This is a genomic window from Mariniflexile sp. (assembly GCF_041583155.1).
GTDB lineage: Bacteria > Bacteroidota > Bacteroidia > Flavobacteriales > Flavobacteriaceae > Mariniflexile.
On the sequence record NZ_JBFHGK010000056.1, the window covers coordinates 1 to 22,747 of the forward strand.

General features: G+C 30.8%; 26 protein-coding genes. 22 read left to right on the forward strand and 4 right to left on the reverse strand.

Annotated features, from left to right (window positions below; translation table 11 throughout):
• Together ABYI63_RS15240 and ABYI63_RS15245 are read right to left on the reverse strand one after the other, a co-directional pair.
• Positions 1 to 237: TetR/AcrR family transcriptional regulator (locus ABYI63_RS15240; RefSeq protein WP_372757536.1), on the reverse strand; the 237-nt coding region annotated here is incomplete at its 3' end.
• Entirely contained in the window at positions 237 to 770 is a 534-nt protein-coding gene (locus ABYI63_RS15245) for a YceI family protein (RefSeq protein WP_372757538.1), read from the reverse strand. The genes ABYI63_RS15240 and ABYI63_RS15245, both read right to left, overlap by 1 nt.
• Before the next feature lie 133 nt (positions 771 to 903).
• On the opposite strand from ABYI63_RS15245, the gene ABYI63_RS15250 reads away from it, so the two are divergent.
• From ABYI63_RS15250 to ABYI63_RS15270, 5 genes are all read left to right on the forward strand, one after another.
• A complete protein-coding gene (locus ABYI63_RS15250) occupies positions 904 to 1,878 on the forward strand; it encodes a polyprenyl synthetase family protein (protein ID WP_372757539.1) in 975 nt (324 codons plus the stop codon).
• A complete protein-coding gene (locus ABYI63_RS15255; protein ID WP_372757541.1) occupies positions 1,878 to 2,228 on the forward strand; it encodes a hypothetical protein in 351 nt (116 codons plus the stop codon). The genes ABYI63_RS15250 and ABYI63_RS15255 overlap by 1 nt, the downstream gene beginning before the upstream one ends.
• 68 nt (positions 2,229 to 2,296) lie before the next feature.
• Positions 2,297 to 2,731 carry an Rrf2 family transcriptional regulator gene (locus ABYI63_RS15260; RefSeq protein WP_372757543.1) on the forward strand — a complete coding sequence of 145 codons (435 nt, stop codon included), beginning with the start codon at positions 2,297 to 2,299 and terminating at the stop codon, positions 2,729 to 2,731.
• 48 nt (positions 2,732 to 2,779) lie between these two features.
• Positions 2,780 to 3,511: an iron-sulfur cluster repair di-iron protein gene (ric, locus tag ABYI63_RS15265; RefSeq protein ID WP_372757544.1), complete on the forward strand. Its 732-nt coding sequence runs from the start codon at positions 2,780 to 2,782 to the stop codon at positions 3,509 to 3,511.
• A 108-nt stretch (positions 3,512 to 3,619) separates the two neighbouring features.
• Positions 3,620 to 4,858 (forward strand): hypothetical protein, encoded by a 1,239-nt coding sequence (locus tag ABYI63_RS15270; RefSeq protein WP_372757546.1) that lies wholly within the window; start codon positions 3,620 to 3,622, stop codon positions 4,856 to 4,858.
• Positions 4,859 to 5,210: 352 nt separating this feature from the next.
• Here ABYI63_RS15270 and ABYI63_RS15275 read toward each other — a convergent pair whose 3' ends face one another.
• Entirely contained in the window at positions 5,211 to 5,756 is a 546-nt protein-coding gene (locus ABYI63_RS15275) for a hemerythrin domain-containing protein (RefSeq protein ID WP_372757548.1), read from the reverse strand.
• Between the two features lie 163 nt (positions 5,757 to 5,919).
• The gene (locus ABYI63_RS15280; protein ID WP_372757550.1) at positions 5,920 to 6,900 is read right to left on the reverse strand and encodes a DUF438 domain-containing protein; all 981 of its coding nucleotides are present in this window, start codon (positions 6,898 to 6,900) and stop codon (positions 5,920 to 5,922) included.
• Between the two features lie 668 nt (positions 6,901 to 7,568).
• Between ABYI63_RS15280 and ABYI63_RS15285 the strand changes: the two genes are divergently transcribed.
• From ABYI63_RS15285 to ABYI63_RS15365, 17 genes are all read left to right on the forward strand, one after another.
• Positions 7,569 to 8,030 carry a UpxY family transcription antiterminator gene (locus ABYI63_RS15285; protein WP_372757552.1) on the forward strand — a complete coding sequence of 154 codons (462 nt, stop codon included), beginning with the start codon at positions 7,569 to 7,571 and terminating at the stop codon, positions 8,028 to 8,030.
• Between the two features lie 779 nt (positions 8,031 to 8,809).
• The gene (locus tag ABYI63_RS15290; RefSeq protein ID WP_372757554.1) at positions 8,810 to 8,944 is read left to right on the forward strand and encodes a hypothetical protein; all 135 of its coding nucleotides are present in this window, start codon (positions 8,810 to 8,812) and stop codon (positions 8,942 to 8,944) included.
• Positions 8,945 to 9,076: 132 nt separating this feature from the next.
• Complete coding sequence (locus tag ABYI63_RS15295; RefSeq protein WP_372757556.1) at positions 9,077 to 9,262, forward strand: hypothetical protein; 186 nt, start codon at positions 9,077 to 9,079, stop codon at positions 9,260 to 9,262.
• 472 nt (positions 9,263 to 9,734) lie between these two features.
• Positions 9,735 to 11,117 (forward strand): lipopolysaccharide biosynthesis protein, encoded by a 1,383-nt coding sequence (locus ABYI63_RS15300; RefSeq protein ID WP_372757558.1) that lies wholly within the window; start codon positions 9,735 to 9,737, stop codon positions 11,115 to 11,117.
• A gap of 4 nt (positions 11,118 to 11,121) precedes the next feature.
• Entirely contained in the window at positions 11,122 to 12,252 is a 1,131-nt protein-coding gene (locus tag ABYI63_RS15305; RefSeq protein ID WP_372757559.1) for a glycosyltransferase family 4 protein, read from the forward strand.
• Positions 12,249 to 13,130 carry a hypothetical protein gene (locus ABYI63_RS15310; RefSeq protein ID WP_372757561.1) on the forward strand — a complete coding sequence of 294 codons (882 nt, stop codon included), beginning with the start codon at positions 12,249 to 12,251 and terminating at the stop codon, positions 13,128 to 13,130. Before ABYI63_RS15305 ends, ABYI63_RS15310 begins: the two co-directional genes overlap by 4 nt.
• Positions 13,130 to 14,344, forward strand: a complete 1,215-nt coding sequence (locus ABYI63_RS15315) for a hypothetical protein (RefSeq protein ID WP_372757562.1) — start codon at positions 13,130 to 13,132, stop codon at positions 14,342 to 14,344. Before ABYI63_RS15310 ends, ABYI63_RS15315 begins: the two co-directional genes overlap by 1 nt.
• 380 nt (positions 14,345 to 14,724) lie before the next feature.
• Positions 14,725 to 15,387 (forward strand): CatB-related O-acetyltransferase, encoded by a 663-nt coding sequence (locus ABYI63_RS15320; RefSeq protein ID WP_372757564.1) that lies wholly within the window; start codon positions 14,725 to 14,727, stop codon positions 15,385 to 15,387.
• A complete protein-coding gene (locus ABYI63_RS15325; protein ID WP_372757565.1) occupies positions 15,384 to 15,560 on the forward strand; it encodes a hypothetical protein in 177 nt (58 codons plus the stop codon). The genes ABYI63_RS15320 and ABYI63_RS15325 overlap by 4 nt, the downstream gene beginning before the upstream one ends.
• A gap of 12 nt (positions 15,561 to 15,572) precedes the next feature.
• Positions 15,573 to 16,799, forward strand: coding sequence for a glycosyltransferase (locus ABYI63_RS15330; RefSeq protein WP_372757566.1), 1,227 nt, complete (start codon positions 15,573 to 15,575; stop codon positions 16,797 to 16,799).
• On the forward strand, positions 16,789 to 17,829 hold the full coding sequence (locus tag ABYI63_RS15335; RefSeq protein WP_372757568.1) for a glycosyltransferase family 4 protein: 1,041 nt from the start codon (positions 16,789 to 16,791) through the stop codon (positions 17,827 to 17,829). Before ABYI63_RS15330 ends, ABYI63_RS15335 begins: the two co-directional genes overlap by 11 nt.
• Positions 17,826 to 18,974 carry a glycosyltransferase gene (locus tag ABYI63_RS15340; RefSeq protein WP_372757570.1) on the forward strand — a complete coding sequence of 383 codons (1,149 nt, stop codon included), beginning with the start codon at positions 17,826 to 17,828 and terminating at the stop codon, positions 18,972 to 18,974. Before ABYI63_RS15335 ends, ABYI63_RS15340 begins: the two co-directional genes overlap by 4 nt.
• Positions 18,971 to 19,519, forward strand: a complete 549-nt coding sequence (locus ABYI63_RS15345; protein WP_372757571.1) for a putative colanic acid biosynthesis acetyltransferase — start codon at positions 18,971 to 18,973, stop codon at positions 19,517 to 19,519. The genes ABYI63_RS15340 and ABYI63_RS15345 overlap by 4 nt, the downstream gene beginning before the upstream one ends.
• Before the next feature lies 1 nt (position 19,520).
• Complete coding sequence (locus ABYI63_RS15350; protein ID WP_372757573.1) at positions 19,521 to 20,342, forward strand: glycosyltransferase family 2 protein; 822 nt, start codon at positions 19,521 to 19,523, stop codon at positions 20,340 to 20,342.
• A 42-nt stretch (positions 20,343 to 20,384) separates the two neighbouring features.
• A complete protein-coding gene (locus ABYI63_RS15355; RefSeq protein WP_372757574.1) occupies positions 20,385 to 21,143 on the forward strand; it encodes a glycosyltransferase family 2 protein in 759 nt (252 codons plus the stop codon).
• Positions 21,144 to 21,173: 30 nt separating this feature from the next.
• Positions 21,174 to 22,289 carry a glycosyltransferase family 4 protein gene (locus ABYI63_RS15360; RefSeq protein ID WP_372757576.1) on the forward strand — a complete coding sequence of 372 codons (1,116 nt, stop codon included), beginning with the start codon at positions 21,174 to 21,176 and terminating at the stop codon, positions 22,287 to 22,289.
• Positions 22,289 to 22,747, forward strand: a 459-nt coding sequence (locus tag ABYI63_RS15365; RefSeq protein WP_372757577.1) for a polysaccharide biosynthesis/export family protein, incomplete at its 3' end; no start/stop codon positions are given. The genes ABYI63_RS15360 and ABYI63_RS15365, both read left to right, overlap by 1 nt.

Here is a 22,747-nt window from a genome sequence, read left to right on the forward strand (position 1 = left end):
ATCGTATAATTCTTGTATAGGGTTTTTTGAGGTGTTACAAATACCATCTATACCTTCACATACTGTTTCAAAAAGCTCATAGGTAACCGCCTCAACGAGTTTTGTTTTATTAGAAAAATGTACATAAATGGTTTTTTTCGATATACCTAATGTATTCGCAATATCATCCATCGTAACACTTTTAAAACCGAGGGTTAAAAATAATTCTCTCGACTTTAGGATTATTTGATCTCTCATTAATTGTTGTTTGAATAAAACTCCAAATTTGCAGTCAGGTTTATTTCTTTACCAGCAGCAACTTTGCCTGTCTTGTTAAAGGCTTTTGGTGTTAAGTCAAAGTCTTTCCTGTTAATAGTTCCTACAACTTCAAAAAGAGCCTTGTAAATCCCTTTTTTAGTTTCTAAATTTAGAAGAACAGCTTCCAATTCAACTGTTTTCGTAATATTATTAATGGTTAAATGCCCTTTTAAGAAATTGAGATTTGCATTTATTTTTTCAAAGGAGGTAGACTTAAAACTAATAGCAGGATAAATGTTTTCATTTGAAAAATCAATTAAATCTAAATTAATATCAAATGGTTCAAAGTTGCCTTCTTTCGCGTGAACATCTATTAAAAATTCAATAGAAGCATCTTCTAACTGGTCATCCTTTATCGCAATGGAGCCATCAAATTTATTAATTGAACTTGCCAGAAAAGCAACAATATTACGTCTTGATTTTAAAAGAACGTCCGATTGGTTCGAGTCTACGGTCCATTTTGATACTGTCATATTTTCTGTAATTTGAGTGCAAATATATGCGGGAAACTTTAAAAACCAATAAAGTTTCCAAAGTTTTAAAAATATTTAACATTAATTTTATTTTGAAACTTTTTAATAAGCTTAATTGGTTTATTTTTGTTTCATGCTTGCAATAGAAAATTACCAACAAGAGTTTGTTGATTATTTAGAAAAATACTCAACCGTAAAAGAACCAAAAGGGCTCTATGATCCTATCCAATATATCTTAAATTTAGGAGGGAAGCGTTTACGGCCGGTTTTAACACTAATGGCTGCCGAAATTTTTGGTAGTGATTATAAAGTGGCACTAAATGCCGCTTTAAGCATTGAAGTTTTTCATAACTTTTCATTAGTTCATGATGATATTATGGACGATGCGCCACTGCGCAGAGGTAAGCAAACCGTGCATGAAAAATGGAATTTGAATACAGGAATTCTTTCTGGCGATGCCATGCTTATTATGGCTTATCAGTTATTTGAAAATTATGAGCCTAAAACCTTTCAAGCCCTAGCGAAGTTATTTAGTGAAACAGCTTTGAAGGTATGTGAAGGACAGCAGTATGATGTGGATTTTGAAACCAGAAATGATGTTTCGGTATCAGAATACCTAAAAATGATTGAATACAAAACAGCCGTTTTAGTTGGTGCAGCCATGAAAATGGGAGCGATAGTAGCTTTGGCTTCAGAGAAAGAGCAAAATAGTATTTATGAATTTGGTAAAAATTTAGGGGTTGCGTTTCAATTACAAGACGATTATTTAGATGCATTTGGAAACCCAGAAACCTTTGGAAAACAAGTTGGTGGAGATATTATTGAAAACAAAAAAACCTATTTGTACATCAAAGCCATTGAATTCTCAAAAGATGAAGATAAAGTAAAACTTCGCAAGTTATTTAGTGAAACCTTAGAAGATAACCATTCAAAAATTGAAATCGTAAAAACCATTTTTAATGAAAGTGGTTCTGCCGATGCTACTAAAAAAGCTATTGAAGATTATACGAACAAGGCCTTTAATTTACTAGATGATATGGCAATATCAGATAACAAAAAAGCACTGTTAAAGGCTTTTGGTAACAACCTAATGAACCGAACCGTATAATGCAGTTACCTACCACATTTGAGGATTTAATTGAAAACGCTAATGAACTAAGTTTGTATCAGAAATTGGTGCTTCAACTTAATAAAGATTTTTTGTTAGCGAATATCAATTTAGATTTTCATGAAGATGTATTGCCCTCGAGTCTTAAATTGATACTTCATGAAACGGTTTATAAGCTTATTCAAGAAAAATTTACCGATTATTTAAATCTGCTTTACATTATAGACGTTTCAGAAAAGCAAATAAAAGCTTTAAATGGCGAAGACCTTCTGAAGCTATCTGAAGATGTAACTTTTTTAATTTTACAACGAGAATGGCAGAAAGTTTGGTTGAGAACTAAATATCAATAAATAAATTAAGACAAAATTATCTTAATTAAAAAAAGTTTTATACATTTGTAATGAATTAAGGAAAAAATATGTTTTCGAAAGCGTGTGAGTATGGTATTAAAGCGTGTATTTTTATTGCGATAAATTCGTATGAAGATAGGCGTGTAAGCCCTAAAGAAATCGCTGAAGAAATTAATTCTCCTCAGGCATTTACGGCTAAAATTTTACAAGCCTTAGTTAGAAATAACGTCATTAAATCTGTAAAAGGTGCTTATGGTGGCTTTGAGGTTAGTAAAAATGAAATTCAATACATTAAACTATCACAAATTGTGAAGGCTATTGATGGCGATAACATTTACAACGGATGTGGTTTAGGTTTAGAAAAGTGTAATGAAGACCACCCATGTCCGGTACACGATAAATTTAAGGGGGTTCGTGATGAATTAAAACACATGTTGGAGAATACAAGTTTAGAAGAATTGGCATTAAATATAAAATCTGGAACTTCGTTTTTAAAGACTTAAAAAAATTTAAACATAAATAGGATAAAATTATCCGAAATAAGCAATACTATGGAAACATTACAAAAAGGAACACAAAAACAGATCGGGCAATATGTTGCTGACGATTTTAGAACGGCAGCGGTATTCGCTAAATATAAAATAGATTTCTGTTGCAACGGAAATAGATCGATTGAAGAAGCTTGCGAAAACAAAGGGATTAACAGCGATGTGATATTAGAAGAGTTACAGGCGGTTTTAAATTCTAAAACAAATCAGTCTATCGATTATAAGTCATGGCCGTTAGATTTGTTAGCAGAGTATATTGAGAAAAAACATCACCGCTACGTAGCTGAAAAAATACCAGTTTTGTTACAGTTTTTAAATAAATTATGTTCCGTTCATGGAGGAAGGCATCCAGAACTATTAGAAATTAATGAGTTATTTATTGGTTGTACTGGAGAACTGGCTGCGCATATGAAAAAAGAAGAATTGGTGCTTTTTCCTTATGTAAAAAAATTAGTTGCTGCTTCTCTTGCACAAGGTACTATTGAAGCACCGCATTTTGGAACTGTTGAAAACCCAATTGCTATGATGATGGAAGAGCATGATAATGAAGGCGAACGTTTTAGAAAAATTGCAGAATTATCTAATAATTATACACCACCTGCCGATGGTTGCAACACCTACCAAGTTACCTACGCCATGCTCAAAGATTTTGAAGAAGATTTGCATTTACATATTCATTTAGAAAACAATATTTTATTCCCTGGCGCTGTTAAACTAGAGAAGCAATTTAATTAATAGCATACCAAACTCTGAATCTCTATTTAATAGTGAATAAATTCCAGAAGATTGCAAATTAATCTTTTGGAATTTTAATTTAAATAAAATCAGTAAAATTAATTACCTATGTTACTACCAAAAAAGCTTGTTTTAGTCTGTTTGCTTAATTTTTTTATAGCCGCTTTTTTAGGTTTGCTCTTGCGTTATTTTTATGTGCAGCCGGTTGGGTTAAACTACCGGTTTTTAACGCATGCCCATTCTCATGTTGCTATGTTGGGTTGGGTGTATTTAATGCTATACACCCTAATAGTACATCTTTTTGTGCCAGAGAAAAGACCCATTTACAACAGGTTGTTTTGGGTTACTCAGTTTGTGGTACTTGGTATGTTATTTAGTTTTCCGTTTCAAGGATACGCAGTGGTATCTATTATTTTTTCGACCTTGCATATTTTTTGTAGTTACTATTTTGTGTACCTCGTTTTTAAGTATCATAAAACCGGCTCGGTAGTTACTAGTTATTTACTTAAAGCTTCATTGTTATTTATGTTGGTGTCAACCATTGGGGTTTGGTGTTTGGGGCCCGCAGTTGCAAAGTTTGGACAAGCTTCGGCATTTTACCAAATTGCGATTCAATTCTTTTTGCATTTTCAGTTTAATGGATGGTTTCTAGTTGCGGCCTTAGCGGTGTTTTTTTATCTACTAAAATTACAGGACAGTACCGAATTTCGATTGTTCTTTAAGCTTTTGATTGCATCAACAGTATTAACCTTTGCCTTACCTATAAATTGGTTTGCCCCTCATGTTTCGTTATTATGGATTAATGGTTTGGGTGTTGTGCTACAATTAATAGCGCTTTTTTACTTCTTTAAAATTATAAAACCAGCTTTACGTTTATTGTTAAAAAATCAATCAAAGGTTACAAAACTTATCTATGGTTTTGCCTTGTTAAGTTTTGTTCTAAAAATTGTTTTACAATCTATTTCTTTAATCCCAGAGGTTTCTAATACGGCACATCAGCACAAAAATTTTGTAATAGGCTTTGTTCACTTAATTATGCTTGGTGTTATTTCTGGATTTCTATTTTCATTTATTTTACAAAGCAACCTCATTAAACAAACTAAATTATTGCATTTAGGAATTGTATTTTTTATTATAGGTTTCATTTTAACCGAAGTAATATTAGGTGTTCAAGGCGCTTTATTTTATTTGGGGATGGGGTTATTTTCAAACTATTATCTTCTATTATTTTTGTGTAGTATCTTGTTGCCCCTTGGTATAGGATGCTTTATTCTTGAAATTTTTAAAACTAAAAATCATAAAACAAAAACGAAAGAAAGCCCATTAGGCACTGCACCCACAAGGTAAAGAACTTAATCACGGATTAGTATTTTTCTATAAAATTTAGTTGGTTTTAATAAGAATGTGCAGACGGAACGTTTCTATTATATCACAGTTGATTAAAAAGATTGTTTAAATTGGTACTAGGTAAAAATTGAAATGATTTTGAATGCTCATATTCGTTTTTAGATATGCGTTTTCTCTGAAAATTCAATAAGTAGCTCAGGAAAAGGAGTAGTTTAAATAGAAAAAATTCACCAAAAAACTAGTTTTGTCGACAAGTTTGATGATGAATTTTGGAAATAAATATTACGTCACTTTCTAATTATATAAATAAAAGTGATGTCTGAAATAAAAATTAACCTGTTCTAATACAATTTTAAGAAAGAGATAAAGCTCTTTTAGAGGAATTTTTAAAAGAACTTGAACTATATCGTTTTGGTTCTTCTTCTAACATAAAGCCAAATTCTTCATCGCCGATGCATAATAATTTCCAATCTTCATCGGTTATGACCTCCATAGAGTTAGGGAATAATCTAGTGTCTTCCATGGTAAGTAACCTCTCGATACCTTTGGTTAAATAAGGGATATTATCTTGAATTTTAGCAATGTTTTTTTCAGAGTTATAAGTGCTTAATAATTTTATTTGCGCTCTTAAATTATCATGAAAAGACCAAAGGCATTCTGTAGGGCCTTCCCAACCTCGTTTTTCTAGATAAGGGAATAATTGGTTTTCAATACGCTCAAAACGCTTTTCAATATTTTTTAATTGATTGAAAATTTTAAAATACTTTTGAAAATCTTCTGCGGGGTTAACGTCGTTTAATTCTGATATTAAATCTTGTATCAAGGCACTTTCCTCATAATATACTTTTACAGGATGCCCTTCAGGTAATTTTTCGACAACAGGTGAAAATGAATTCATATGTATAAACTATGTTAAAAATGTTATTATATATGTTATTTCAAACATGATTAATATATCACATTTGGGACTATACAAAATTAACGGTTGTGGTTGGTTGGATAAATGACATTTGTCATATACTAAGAACCGTAGTGAAATTTTTAATTGGTGATTAATTTGCTTAATCCCAGTCCAATAAACGTTTTTCGCCAGTAAGTTTTTGAATTTCGGTTATATCCTGAGACATTTCAATAACCCCTTTATAGGCTTTGTTGCTATCTCGAATGGCAAAATATCGAATATGAATAATTCTTCCTTTAAAGTTAAACCAAAATTCGGCAACATCTTTGGTGCCGGCTCTAAACTCATCAACGATGCGAAGCACCATATCAACGCTTTTTGGTGGATGACAAAATCGAACTTCTCGTCCAATAATACCCTTACTTCTTGCAAAAACGCGGTCGTCGCCACGGTTGTAAAAAATCACCTTATCATTTTCATCCACGTACGTAATATCAATAGGTAGGAAACGTAAAAGTAGATTTACCTGTTCTGGTGTCATATAGCCTTCATCGTAATGAAAAGTGTTTTCCAAGGAAAAAGATAATTCCCTTTCTGAAAGGTCTTCACTGGGGTGAATGTAGGTTTCTTGGTTTTGAATTGTTGGATAAGGTTTTGGTTTTTCAAGTAACATCCAGCCAATTTCTTCATCGCCAATGTAAAAATCTTTCCATTCTGCTTCTGTTATTAATTCCATGGCATTGGGAAATAAACGGGTATCTTCAATGGTTAATAAGCGTTCAATGCCTTGGGTTAAATAAGGTAAATTATCTTGAATTTTCGCAATGTTTTTTTCGGTGTTATAGGTGTTTAAAAGTTTTATTTGGTCTCTTAAATTATCATGAAACGACCACATGCCTTGACTCGGACCTTTCCATCCATGTTTTTCTAAGTAAGGAAATAGTTGGTTTTCTTTACGAACAAAGCGTTTTTCAATAGTGGTTAATTGGTTGAAAATGTTGTAATATTTTTGAAAATCTTCAGCCGGATTGGCGTCGTTTAGTTCTAATAATAAATCTTGTATTAAGGCACTCTCCTCATAATATACTTTTACGGGATGCCCTTCGGGTAATGTTTCAACAGCAGGAATAAATGAGTTCATTTTTATTAATATTATTACGAGTTCTACAAAATAGGATAAAATTATCCTACTTAAGAAGTGGCAAAAGTATGAGCTGCATTCAGTTAAGAATATGACATTTATCATAGAGTAAAACTTTAGTGAATTTTAATAGGTATAGCTTAATGTTAAACGTATTAGTAATTAGGTGTTTAAAAAGATGTGTGTAAGTAATTTATGTAAGTAGCAAAAAAATATGGTCTCTAAGTTTATACAACATATTTTTTAAGTTTAAGGAAGATAACATGATAGTAAGGGAGGGTGTGCTGGACAAGTGTCTACCTGTATTTTTCGACTAAAGAATACAGAACTATTTTTATGTGTAATATGCATATTTTCGTAATAAGAACCTGATAATTGTTATGTAATACTGTAAAAAAATAATACTACTTTTGCCTTAACAATTAAAAAACCTATCTGTTGTAATATTTCATTAAATGTATATGAAATTTAAAAATAACGAGTCCAGAATTAATATTAAGAGTCAAGTTTTTGCTGGTACTTTAATCATCCATTTTTAAACAGGTAATTAGTGGATTATTATTTTAAAAACCAGTAATGAATTAGGTGTTTTTATTCTACGGAATATTTTTAAGGTGATAACTTTGATTAAGTAAAATGCTAGCATACACAACAAGGAAATAAGAATTATGAATAAATGGTATGTACTTTATACAAAACCAAATAGAGAGAAGAAAGTGTTGTCGCAATTAGTTAAACTCAACATGAGTGTTTACTGCCCGATGTTAACAACAGTGCGTCAATGGTCTGACAGAAAGAAGAAGATACTAACACCTTTAATTCCAAGAGTTATATTCGTAAAATGTTTGGAAACAGAAAGAGATCAGGTTTTTCAAGTGCCAGGGGTGCAGCACTATTTATTTTGGTTAAAGAAACCAGCTGTCGTTAGAGGTTCAGAAATTAAAGCTTTGCAAGAATGGCTAAATGGTGAAATTATTGAAGCTAAAGTGCATGATTTAAAGGTTGGCGATAACTATGTTATAAAAAACCAAGTTTTTAACGGGAAGGAAGGTGTTGTAAGTGAAGTTTCAAAGAATAGAATCCAGATAGTGCTCAAGGAGTTAGGTATTAAAATTTCCCTCACAAAATAAAAAATGACCAAATGATTATATTACTCAAAAAACCATTTAATGAATAATTAAAAAATTCACAGTTATAATGTGGTATTTATAAAAAATTAAAAGATAAATACGATAAATATAATCTGAAATTAAGTGCGAAATTTTGCGCTTTTTTATTTTAAAAAAATGTTAAATTTACCCACAAATCAATCAGGTTTAATAGTTTATTTCATGGGACTATTAACGGCGGAGCCGTGAAAAATCATGAAATTATGCTCTTTAGTATATAACTCAAATGAGATTATATACGAGCCATAAATTAGTCTTCTTCTCTCAAAGATGTAATTAAAAATTAAATTTAATTAGCATTCAAAAGCTTTTCCCTAAGCTAGCATTTTTAAAAATTAAATAACCTTCAAAACGATTTAAAACATGGAAATGTTAAAAAAAATGTTACGTATTTTAATCATTGCTTTTGCTGCCGGTATTTCTTTGGCAATGGTTAGTTATGTCATGTTTCCTTAAGCATTTAAGGAAAATGAATAGCATATTTTAAAATTTAGTTTACAAACCCATAATCTTATAAAAACTACTTTTTATGATAAAAATAAAATTATGAGTTTCTGCAAAGACATGATTTTGTATCCGATGTAACTGCGGGTCCTGGTTATAGGTATATTGGTAGTTATCAAGCCGAAAATCAATCTGGTAACCTAGTCAATACTCCCATAACACAAGATCTTACTTTAAATGCAGGAGTAGGAGTCTACTATTGGATAGGTTATTGTTGGAGGATAAACCTCAATTATATGGCAAAATTTGCAATGAAAGTTGGTGATAATAAAGATTTTAAAAGGAACCATATGGTGCCAGCATTTGGTGTTTTTTATCGCTTTGATACTTCTTCTAACATAATTGTTTTAAGACATCGTTTTTTAAATTGATTATTTGAAACCCCTGAGTATCGTGATTTTAAATTGAAAAATATTCCCAACAAATTTTTGGGGAACTAGCTGGTGTTAGCCTATGAGGGAGTTTCTACTTGTAAATGACCTCGCAAGCGGTGGTATTTACCAATGAACAACAGATTGCCATCACCTAACATATGTTACCATCAAACAATTCGGAAAACCATACAAAAAGTTATTGAACATCAACGCACCATAAATTGGGACAGCTCCAAACAAGGTGGTATTCCTCGAAAATTGTTAGACGTTTCTAAACTAATTAACTTAGGATGGGAACATACGATTGATTTATAAGAAGAGTTTGAAAGTACGTATAAGTTGTTTTCTTAAATCAAAAATTAAATATATTATATTTAATGAGGTTAGATTATAATAGAAAAATTAAAAACAGAAGTAGATTAAGATTTTATTTAGGAATAATTGCTGGGTTTAAAAATTTGTTTTGCACAAATATTTTATATGGTTAGCAAAAAAAATGGAGCTATATTAGGTCAAAATGTTACAATAAATTATAATCTCCCAAAATTGCTAATTATAATTTAATTGTAGGTTCTAATATATCATTCAAACAGAATAGATTGACCTAAGAACACCCATTATTCTTGGTAATAATATAATAATTGGAAAAGATGTTGAGTAAATGAGTGTTGTTTCAGGTAATCTAGCAAATCATTTGAGGTATAGAAAAATAGTACACTTGAATTTGATTTTACAATCTTTAAGAAGAAATGACTTATTTAATTATATAAATACTTAAAGAGTAAAAGTGAATTTTAAAAAAAATATAATAAAAAATTTATTCGCTAGTTTCTTTGGGAAGTTTTCGAATACTTTAATTAGACTACTACAAGTGCCTCTTTTGATTTATTTTCTAGGGGTTGAAGATTTTGGGAGGTGGACTGTTTTATATACAATTCCTTCATGGCTTGCACTTGCAAATATTGGTTTTGGAACAGTAGCAGCAAATCAAATGACAATTTATTTAGCAGAAAAACATGTTGAAAAGGTAAATAAAGTATATTCTTCAACTTTTGCATTATTGTTTATTATTTTAATATTAGGAATAATCTCAACATTCACTTTCGTTTCGTTTATTGATTGGGAATCATTTCTTAAATCACATAGTCCAGGTTCTAGAGAAAACGAGTTTGAATATGCCGTCATTTTTATGGCAATAACAATTTTTATAACATTTTTTTATGGTCTTATTGATGGAACTTTCAGAGCATCTAGAAAAGCACATGTGAGTATTTATTTGGCAAGTTTTATTCCTTGGTTGAATTTACTAGCCCTATTTATAGTATTGAAATATTCAACTAGATTTGATCTGCTATCGTTAGGTATGTTATTAGCAAACATAGTGTTCTTAATAATTTATTTTATTATTAGCAAGAAGGTTTCCCCTGAAATAAAGTTTTCCTTTAAATATATTGATATAAAAGAATTTAAAAACTTATTTAAAAAAGGATTTGCTTTCCAAGCATTTCCTTTAGGAAATGCGCTTACAATTCAAGGTAATATTTTTATTATTCAAATCTTGTTAGGACCAACATACGTTGCATTGTTCAGTACCGTAAAGACAATAGTCAATATTGTTAAGCAAGGTATTGATATAATTAATCAATCTAGTTGGCCTGAGTTAAGTCACCTAATTGGAAAAAAAGATTTTCAAAGTGCTATGAAAATACATAGGTATGGCATTACTGCTTCTATTATACTTTCAATATTTGGTGTGTTGTTTTTATTATTTTTTGGAGAAATACTATATGTTAAATGGACTGGTAATAATATAGTTCTTCCTAAAAGATTATTCTTATTAATGTTAATTCCTATTCCATTAAACGCCTTATGGAATACAAGTAGTGTGGTTCATTTGGCGAGTAATTTACATGAAAAATTAGCAGTTAGATATTTACTATACTCTTCAATCACTTTTGTTGCTACTTATTTTTTGACATATTTTTTTGGTATTGAAGGAACTGCTATATCCATAGTAGTTTTAGAGCTCTTATTGATACCATATGTTGTTAAAACTTCAATTCAAATCACACAAGATAGTTGGCTTGGTTTTAAAAATGATGTTTTTTTAATAGCTATCAATACTCCCAAAATATTAATAACAAAGGTTAAATTGGTTCTTAAAATTTAAATGCATGGTAGAGGTTGGTAAAAAAATTACGGTAGTTGTAAATGGAAGGTTTCATGCCTTTGATTATGCCGCTGAGTTATATAAAATGGGGTGTTTAGAAAAGTTAATATCAACCATGCCGTATTCAGTTGCTAAACGCTATAATATAGGCAAAGAAGTATACGTGGGATTACCCTTTTTTGAAGTGTTAAAAAGAGGCTATAGAAAAATATTTAAAAAAGAATTACCCGTTTTATGGTATGCTAGATTGTTTACTAAAACGACTTTAAAATTTATCCCTAATAGTACCGAGGTGGTTATTTGTTTCGCAGGATACGCTCAAGAGATATTTGAAGCCTACAAACTTAAGAGTGTTATAAAAATATTAGACAGAGGATCCACTCATACCTTATCAAATATTCAATTAAAAAAACAAGCGGGAGACTATCATAGATATGACTATCCAGCTAATAGCCAAATTTTTGTAGAAAGAGAATTACTAGAATATGAACTAGCAAATTATATATTGATTCCATCAAAATTTGTAAAACAAACTTTTATTGAAAATCAAGTTGATAAGCAAAAATTAATACAAATACCTTACGCCTTTTCTTCTAAAAAATTTAAAAAAATCACACATTCTAGTACAAAACGACAAAATACAGTTTTGTTTGTAGGGCAACTAAGTCCTAGGAAAGGTACTGGTGTATTAATTGATGCCGTAAAATTAGTTCGAGAACATATTCCAGAAGTTGAGTTATGGTTTGTAGGTTCACTTCAAAAAGGAATTAATAAAGAACATTTAAAACAAGATTGGATTAAATACTATGGTGTGTTAAGAGGTGACTCATTGGTTGCAAAGTATCAAGAAGCCACTTTGTTTTGCTTACCTTCATTTGAAGAGGGTTTGGCATTAGTACTAACAGAAGCCAAATACTTTAATTTACCTATTGTTGCAACACCTAACTCAGGTATTGAGGATCTTACCATAATAGACCACAAGAAATATCAACTTTCTGAAGCGGGTAATGTTAAAGAATTGGCTTTTAAAATTGAAAAAGCGCTAAAGCTAGATTTTGAGCAAAGTAACAATGTAAATGTATTTTATCACACATGGGAAGATTTTACAAACCAATTACTAAGTAGAATAAAATGACATTAAAATATTCTGTAAGTTTAAATAAAGTTGGCCTAAAAAGCGCAGATGAAGCCTATGGTGGCTATTTAAACGCTTATGCTTTCCATGAAACAGATTTTGACACTTGGTTTAACAACTTTAAAAATTTAGTGATTTCAAAAATGGGGAAAGAATATTTTCCAGTATATCGTATGGCAGATGGAGAGTATCGCTTTATTATGGGTAGAAAATACAATTTTCACAAAAAACCTTTATGGAGAGAACTAATAGCTGTTACAGCTGAAAAAACAAGAATTAAAAACCCAAATAGGTGGAAAACTTCTTGGGGAGAAGCATATGCGCCCAGTAGAGTAAAGCAATTGCGAAAAGATTTGATACAAAATGTCAGGTATATTGCAGAAAAAGGCTATTTAGCTTGCTATTTCAATGAAAATGGGCTGAATGCTTTTGTAGAATACAACAATAGCTTAATTCCTTTTTTTAATAAAAACAGTATAAAGTTTAATGCCACTAATTATGTGCCGTTTCATTTTATATGTGGCCTTTTAGTAAAACCGGGCTGGGAAACCTTTTATAAGAACAGAACAATTTTAATAGCTACAGGAAGTGACGATGTATCTGAAGCTAAAATAAATACGACCTTAAAAGCATTTGGCGCAAAATCTGTAGTTTTTTTACGTATCTCTAAAACAGCCTCTATGGAAGAGGTTTTAGACTTAACCAGTATTACCCAAAAAATAGATATTTGTTTTGTGGCGGCAGGGATAGGCTCGGCTAATATTGTGAAACAGCTAGAACCACTTAATACTGTTGTTTTAGATATTGGAGGCTATATAAATTGCTATGTAGACAAGGAGGCCTCACAACATGGTGGGATTTTTAAATTGCCAATCTAATGATTTCAATATTTAAGATAAAAAATTATATTTTCTTAGTTTTTCTATTAGCCATCACAAATAGATTAGCCATTGCTCACTCAGTAAGTTTTTTAAAACCTATAAATTCAATACTCTTTATAACTCTTCTTTGTTTTTCAATTTTAGATTTTCAAAGACTTATTAAGTTTATGAAATTAAATAAAATAAAATTAATATTAATTATTCTTTTTATTTACCCGGCTATTATGATTTTTTTTGATTTAGCTCAGAATTTTAGTTTTTCAAAATTTACGGATGCTTATCTTATTACATTCCCATATTATGCTTTAAGTTTTATAGCAATTCCGTTTGCTATTTTTATTAAATATCAAGAAGATTTTTTTGGAGTTTATTTCAAAACAAATATGGCAATTATAATATTTTCGTTATTTTTTTTAATTCCTATATATAGTTTTATGGCCTTTGGGGACGCTTATTCTTTATTGGATAATTGTATACTACCTCTAAGTTTTTTCAGTTTTAGTAAAATAAAAAAGCATAAAATTATTGGATTTATTTTTTTAAGTATTGGTGTTTTTTATGTAAGCATTATTGCAAGCAGATCTTATTTTTTAGTTTTTACCTATTTAGTTTTACTTTTAGCTATTACATATTTAAAGTCAGAAATTCGAATAGTAAAGTCTTTATTAATTGCTTTTGTAGTTTTTTTAATTTTTAGTAATACTAATGTGTTTTCTAAATTTACAGATAGCCCACTTTTCGAAAAAATTAAAATTGAATCGCTTATAAATGTAATTTCCTCAGATAGAAATACTATATCTTCAATAAATGATTACGCGGAAGATTCAAGGACAAAAATAATTCAAGATGCTTTCAAAGATTTCACTTTGAAAAATTATTTATTTGGTAAAGGCATTTTTTCTAAATATGAATCTTTTACTGAAAGAAATACTATTGAAATAGGTTGGCTTCAACAAGGATATTGGTTTGGTTTTATCTTTGTCATATTAGCCTTGTTTATTTTTTTAAGGTCAGCCATTCTTTGTATACGAAATAAAAATCCAGTATATAATTTTTTTGGATTTATAATCATAATTAAAACTTTAGATTCATTTATATACGGAATGCCAACAGTTTCTGTTTATAGTTTTTTAGTGTTTATAGGATTGTTTTTACCATATATTAAGAATTTTAAGTTAGAGAAATATATTGTGATAAATCAAGGTGCTTAAAAGTATTTAATGTATAAAGTAATATTTATCCTCAGTAAAAACTTTTATTTTGAGCACTATATTTGATTTTATTAAATCAAATAATTCAGCAGCCGTTATACCACGTTCAATTATTCCTGATATAATATTTGACTTTGGTAAAAACAGTGTTTTACTTGTTATGTTTATATTAGCTTTTATTTCCTAGGTTATTTCTATTAGTTTATTGGGAAAAAGTATACTGAAGCATACCTTGTCTGTTTTGTTTTTTATAGGTTCTTTTATGACAATCCAACAAAGTTATTTTAGTCCTGGTTTTATAGCTTTATTTTTTTGGGCTTTACTTTTTGAGTTTCTCATGAAAAAAAGGCAAATTATGATTTATAAAAGAGAATAAAATTATGATTAGTTCAATAATTAGCTATCTGATATCTTGTTTAAAGGAAAGTATAAATCCTATTATCTCCATAATTAAATATCCACATGTTACTTTAGTAAATAGTGTGGTTTTAAAAAATTGTATAGTTGGTAAGCATGTAAAGATTTATGGTAAAACACAAATTAGCAATGCAAAAATTGAAGCTTACACTTATATAGGTGGTGGTTCAGAAATAATGAATGCATCTATAGGTAAGTTTTGTTCCATTGCACCCAATGTAAAAATAGGTTTAGGTATTCACCCTACTCATTTTATTACAACACACCCTAGTTTTTATTCTACAAGAGCTAGTTCAGAAAATATACATTTCGTTAATAATATTATAGAACATAAAGATGTTATTATAAAAAATGATGTATGGATTGGTTATGGGGTAACGATTACTGATGGTGTCACCATTGGCAACGGTGTTATAATTGCATCTGGAGCCGTGGTCACCAAAAATATTGACGATTATGCCGTAGTTGGTGGTGTGCCAGCAAAACAAATAAAAAAACGATTTTCAGATAAAGAAATAGCGTTTTTATTAGGTTTAAAATGGTGGGATAAAGATTTGGATTATCTGAAAAAAAATGCGAAACTATTTGTGTCACCAGAAGATTTTTTTAAATCTAGCCAACTATGACGTTTTTTAAAGACCGTTACTTTCTAGTTTATTTAACAATAATTTTAGCTTCTGCAAATCATGTTGAAATTGGTAAATATATCCTTATTTGTGCTGGTAGTACTGTATCAGGATATATTCCTTCCAATGTAATAGCAGTTGGTCAGCTAGCCAAAGCAATTATAAGCTTATAGAAATCTATTACCTTGCAAAAAAAGAAAGAATACATTTTATATTTAGGGAATTATTTAAACGAGTTTGTTGTTAACGAAAGAGAATTACCAACCAATAATCCTGCTGGCTCTAATAGAATGCACAGAATTGCACAAGCTTTATCTGTTCACTACAACCCCGTTATTGTATCGCCTGGAGTTAGTTTAAATATTAAGCTAAATAAAAGTGCAATTTTTAAAAAAACTATAATAACCAAGGATAAAGGCGTTCTTTTTTATTTCCCAAAAACACTTGCTATACCATTTTTAGGATTATTTTATTCTTATTTTACATATTTTATTGCTACTGTAAGGTTACTCATGAAAACCAAAACAGTGCAAGTTGTTGTTTATAATTTTGATCCGTTATTTGTTTTTTTAGTGCTTTTTATAAAAATAATCAAGCCTAGAATAAAAGTAATAAATAATGTAGAGGACATTTCTAGACCTAGTCTAATGGATTTTAAATCATCCTCAGAAGATAGACCCATGCAGCAGTTGATTTTTTATTTGTGCATGAAAATAATAGCACATGTGTCTGATGGTTTTATTATTCCAACAAAAAGATTTAAAGATTTTTTGCCATATAATAAACCTTTTTTAGTGGTTACAGGGTGCATTAAAGTAAACCAGGAGGTTGTTTCTAAAAGTTCAGAAAAATTAGTCGTATTTTTTTCAGGTAAAATAGCTTTTGAACATGGGATAGATGTTTTTATCGAGGCCTTAAAAAAAATAGACAACAAAATGAAGTATAAGAATATTGAATTTCGTATTTCTGGTGGTGGACCAAAATCTGAATGGTTAGAAAATCAAGTTAAAAACTTTAGAAATATAAATGTTACGTATTACGGATTTGTATCTAATGAAGAATATAATAATTTATTAGAAAAAACTGATGTATGTGTGGCTTTACAAAAAGAAACCGGAAGGCATTCCAATTACAAAACACCTTCTAAAGTATATGAATATTTAGGAAATTCTAAAATTGTTATCGCCACAGATGTAGGAGATTTGGTGGCCTTAGATACTGATATAATTACAATTTGTAAACCATTAACCAGTGAAAACCTAATGAAGTGTTTAATTGAGGCGTATGAGATGCTTCCTGAACTATCAATAAAGCGTAATAAAATTGGAGCTTATACATATAATCATTTTGATACGAGCAGAGTCGGCAATCAGGTTTACAATTTTATAACAACTATTAATCATGAAAAATAAAAAAGTCGTTATTTTGTTTTCTAGGTTGTCAGATTATATGCTGAATATGTTTGAGACATGGGTAAAGCAAGATAATATATCACTTTCAATTTTTAAAAAATCTCCTGATAAGAACGAAGCGCCTTTTGAATTTAATTTAAATGAAAAAAATATTACTTTTTATGACCAAGATGAACTTGACAAAAATCAAATAATAGGTTTGGTAAGTTCAATTGATCCTGATTTAATTATTTGTAGTGGTTGGAGCAATGCTAAATATAATGCAGTTATAGCCAAAAATCACAAAAATAAAACCTGTGTTTTAACCATGGATAATCAGTGGGAGGGTTCTTTAAAACAGTATGTAGGTTTAGTTTACATTAGATTATTTATTGTGCCTAAATTTAAAAAAATATGGGTTCCCGGAATTCCACAAAAAAAATATGCTATTAAGTTAGGATTTAAAAAGGAAAATATAATTTTAGGCTGGTATGTAGCCAATGAAAACTCATTCAAAAAAACTAGAGAAAAAATAGTTCATGAATTTGTTTTTGTTGGAAGATATTTGAGTTTTAAAGGTGTAAGAGAATTGTGGAATGCTTTTGTAAAATTAAAAGAAAATGTACCAAATGACTGGACTTTAACTTGTATTGGTACAGGTTCATTATTTGAAGAAAGGAAAATACACCCAAAAATTAAGCATATTGGTTTTTTACAACCAAAAGAATTACATTTATATGTAGAACGAGGCGGAGTTTTCGTTTTGCCTAGTCATTTTGAACCGTGGGGTGTTGTTGTTCATGAATTTGCTTTATCAGGATACCCTCTTATTGTAAGTGATAAAGTTGGAGCTGCATCTGAATTTGTTAAAATTGACAATGGAATTGTTTTCGAAGCTAAAAATGAAGATAGCTTGTACAATGCAATGAAAAAAATGGTAGAGTTCAGTGACCATGAACTTTTAAATATGAGTAAAGCAAGTAACTTATATTCTGAGACAGTTTCTTCCAAAAAATGGATAAAAAACATGAATAATTTACTAGTAAAATGAAAATAGTTCATGTTATAACATCCATTGATACTTCAACGGGGGGGCCCGCAAGAAGTGTTACCTACTTGATAGAGGCCATGTCTATACAAAGGCAAGAAATTAACACAGAGCTCAATACCTTGCAAAGTGATCATCCAATTATTTATAATCTTGAATGCGGAAATGGCAAAATTAACTTTCATAAAAGAGGGTTTTTGAATTATTCAAAATCATTAGAACAACAATTGATGATTACTAATTCTGATCTATTTCACGGCCATGGATTATGGCAATTTCCTGTGCAACAAATGGCTAAAATTGCAAGAAGTAAAAATAAACCTTATATAATAACTCCACGGGGTATGCTTGAACCTTGGGCCTTAAAACAAGGAAGTTTTAAAAAGAAACTGGCGCTAAAATTATTTCAGTATAACGATTTAGCCAAAGCCACTTGTTTGCACGCCACAGCACCTATGGAAGTGGAGAGTATTCGAAAATTAGGATTTAAAAATCCTGTAGCCATGATTCCCAATGGCGTTAATATAGAAGATTTTCCCACTAATATTCCCACTAAAGTTTCAGTACCCAAAAAAATACTCTTTCTATCACGTATACACCCAAAAAAAGGCATTGAAAATTTAATAGAAGCCTGGAGTCAAATAGATTTAAACCTACGTAAAAACTGGGTTATAGAAATTGTTGGAAATGGTGAAGAAGGCTATATAGAATCATTACAACAAAAAATTATTAAGCATAATCTACAAGAACAAATTTGCATTAAACCACCTGTTTTTGACCAAGACAAAATAATGTTATTTAGGGAAGCAAGCTTATTTGTGTTACCAACTTATAGTGAAAATTTTGGCATTGTAGTAGCGGAAGCCATGGCGAGTTATACCCCAATAATTACAACCAAAGGCACACCATGGGAAGAGCTAAATACTTGTAATGCTGGTTGGTGGATTGATATAGGTGTGGAGCCTCTTAAAAAAGCTTTAATAAATGCGATACAAACGCCGGAAGACGCATTGGAAGTAATGGGTAAAAACGGCAGAAAATTAATTAAAAAAAAATATAGTATGGAAGCTGTGGCGGACCAAATGCTTGAATTGTATCATTGGGTATTGACAAAAGAAAATAAACCAGATTTTGTAGATATAATATGAACAAAGTAGATTTGTCTCAATATCAAAACACTTTGAGTAGAAAAAACCAATTCGTGCGTTTTTTATGGACTATCACTTGGTTTTTGTTCGCTAGGCCCTTACCAAGAAGTATTGGGCGCTCCTGGAAGTTATTTTTATTACGAAGCTTTGGGGCTAAAGTCCATAAAACGGCTCATGTTTACTCTTCCGTTCGTATATATGCACCTTGGAATTTAGAAATGCATGCCTATAGTTGTTTAGCTCCGGATGTAGATTGTTATAACGTAGATAAAGTGATTATAGGTGAACATACTACAGTTTCTCAAAAGACTTATTTATGTACGGCATCGCATGATATAACAAAAAGCAATTATCCTTTAATTACTGCTCCCATTATTATTGCAAATCAGGTCTGGGTAGGTGCATCGGCTTTTATTGGTTTTGGTGTAACTATAAAACAAGGAGCAGTGGTGGGAGCAACAGCTTCTGTATATAAAGATGTGGAGTCCTGGACCATTGTAGGAGGTAATCCTGCAAAATTCATTAAAACACGAGAAATACATTAGAGTGGAAAAAATACCAATTTCAGTTGTTGTTTCAGTAAAAAATGAAGCGCTTAATTTGCCTCTTTGTTTAGAAAAGTTAAACCCATTTTCGGAAGTGGTAGTGGTTGATTCTCAAAGCACAGACGATACGCCGGCAATTGTAAAGTCATTTGGTTTTAAATTAATTGATTTTAAATGGAATGGCAAATTTCCTAAAAAAAGAAATTGGACATTAGAAAATGTTACTTTAAAAAATGAGTGGGTTCTATTTTTGGACGCCGACGAGTTTTTGACGAAATCTTTTGTTAAAGAATTATCCGAGAAAATAGAATGTACAAAAGAAAATGGATTTTGGATATTTTACAATAACTACTTTATGGGCAAAGAACAAAAATATGGTCTTAAGATGCGTAAATTGGCATTATTTAAAAAAACTAAAGGTCGTTTTGAAAAAATAGAGGAGGATTCTTGGAGTCAATTAGATATGGAAATTCATGAGCATCCAATCATTGAAGGCAGCGTTGGTAAGTTAAAAAGCAGCATTATACATAAAGATTTCAAAGGATTAAAACACTACATTGACAGGCATAATGCCTATTCTAGTTGGGAAGCTAGTAGATTTATGAATCTGAAGAAAGAAAATCCCACAAAGTTAACATTTAGACAACAACTTAAGTATAGTTTATTAAATTCAGGACTTTTACCCTATATATATTTTATTGGGACTTACTTTTTTAAGTTAGGTATATTAGATGGTATTACCGGATTTTATTTTGCCAGATACAAGGCCAATTATTTTTTCCAAATACAAACAAAAATTAAAGAACTAAGATTAAAATCTTAAAAACGAAAATATACTTTATGAAGTTCTAGACTCATTACAAAAATGAAAGTATCAATCATAACGGCAACCTTTAATAGCAAGTCTACCATAGAAAGTTGCATACAATCAGTAGTTAAACAAACCTACCAATCTATTGAATATATAATAATTGATGGTAATTCTAGTGATACTACTTTAGATATTGTAAAGCAATACCAATTAAACTATCCGCATGTTACCTTTAAAATCATATCAGAACCTGATAATGGCATCTACGAGGCTTTAAATAAAGGGATTGCCAAAGCAACTGGTGCTATTATTGGTTTTGTACATTCCGATGATGTGCTGGCCTCTAAAACTATTTTATCTGAAATTGCCTATGCCTTTCAAAACAAAGATATGGATGGTTTATTTGGTGATTTGCAGTATGTGTCGCAATCAAATGCAAATCAGGTCATTCGTTATTGGAAAAGCCAGTCATTTCAGCCTAAATTATTAAAAGAAGGCTGGATGCCTGCGCACCCTACTTTATTTTTAAAACGTGAGATTTATGAAAAATATGGTAATTTTGATACGTCGTATAAAATAGCAGCAGATTACGATTTTATGTTACGCATACTAAAAGAGGAGACCCTAAAATTTACTTATATGCCACAAGTAATAACGAATATGCGAGTTGGGGGGATGAGTAATCGCTCTATTAAAAATATATTCCAAAAGACGAAAGAAGATTATCGTGCGGTAACTTCTAATAAAGTAGGCGGCTTGTTATCTGTTTTAAGAAAGAATACCTCAAAAATCAAACAGTTTATTTACAAATAACTTGCTTTAAAATTTAATAATGATTAAAAAATGCTAAAAGAAATCCTCTCTAACTTAACGGTGGTAAGCATATTAGCGGTAGTAAATTCGTTTTTGCTGGTGTATTTTATCATACCAAAAATAAGCTGGATCATTCAAAGCCGTCAATTGCTTGATCATCCAGATGAGAGAAGTTCGCATAGCAATTCTGTACCTACCATGGCAGGGGTTGCCTTTTTTATTACCTTGATTATGACCTTGTTTTTTATTCAACATTTTGATTCAGATCAGGTAAGTTTAAATATTATTGCAGGTATCACGCTTTTGTTTATTATTGGCTTAAAAGACGATTTAGTGCTGGCAACACCTAGGGCAAAAACAATCATGGCAACATGTGCCATTCTTTTTATGTTGTTCTCAAGCGCGATGCAGGTACATAGCTTTCATGGATTTTTAGGCGCCCACGAATTACCATTGATGTTTACCTACATGGCCGTTATACTAATGATGCTAACCATTATAAACGCTTTTAATCTTATTGATGGCATTGACGGACTCGCCTCTATTGTGGCCATTATTATTTTTAGTATTTATGCCCTGATATTTTTTGCGTACCATTTGCATTTTTATTTTTTACTATGCTTAAGTGTTATTGGCATCTTACTGGCATACCTTAATTATAATTTCTCTTCATCAAAAAAAATATTTATGGGCGATACAGGATCGCTCATCATTGGCTTTTGCATAGGCATTTGCACTCTAAAATTTCTCGCCATACCAGACGAGCTTTTTAATCCGTTTTCATTTCAAACCGAAAATAAATTGATTGTGATTGCGGCCATTTTATGGATTCCGTTGTTTGATATGTTTCGGGTCATTATGGTGCGCTTGTATCATAAAAAAAGTCCCTTTTATCCCGATAGAAATCATATGCATCACATCTTAATTGATGCCGGTTTGTCTCATTTTGAAACAACCATGGTATTAGGTTTTTCAAACTATCTATTCGTTATTGTAATCATCTGGTTATCTTCGTTCTGGAACAGCTTCAAAATGATGGCCGTTTTAGCTGCTCTATTTGTTGCTGGGGTGCTTTTATTTTACATCCTTAAGAAAAAAATAAGCATTAAAAATAAAACTAATAATACACTACAAACTAACACATAATGAAACCATACCACCCTCATAAATTAATAGCTATGACCATTAAAAACAGTAAATGCCTGTTGGTGCTGGCTGCTGCCATTCTTATTACAGGATGTGTGTCCAGTAAAAAAATTGTTTATTTTCAGGAATCTGATGATATTAAAGCTCAGGAAACCCTGGCAAACTTTCAACCCGAGATTCAACTGGGCGATTTAATTACTATACAAGTATCAGCAAGCGAGCCTCTATCGGCAGAAATTTTTAACCTTTATGAAACACCTTCAGTAGTTGGTAACCCTAAGCTTTTACCTTATCTGGTGGATGCACATGGAAACATTAATTTCCCGGTACTTGGGAAACTGAAGGTTGCGGGCTTTACTACCCAACAAATTGGCGACCAGATTACACAAGCTCTTACTACCTATTTGGTGGCGCCCATAGTGAATGTGAGGCTCACCAATTTTAAAGTAACCGTGATG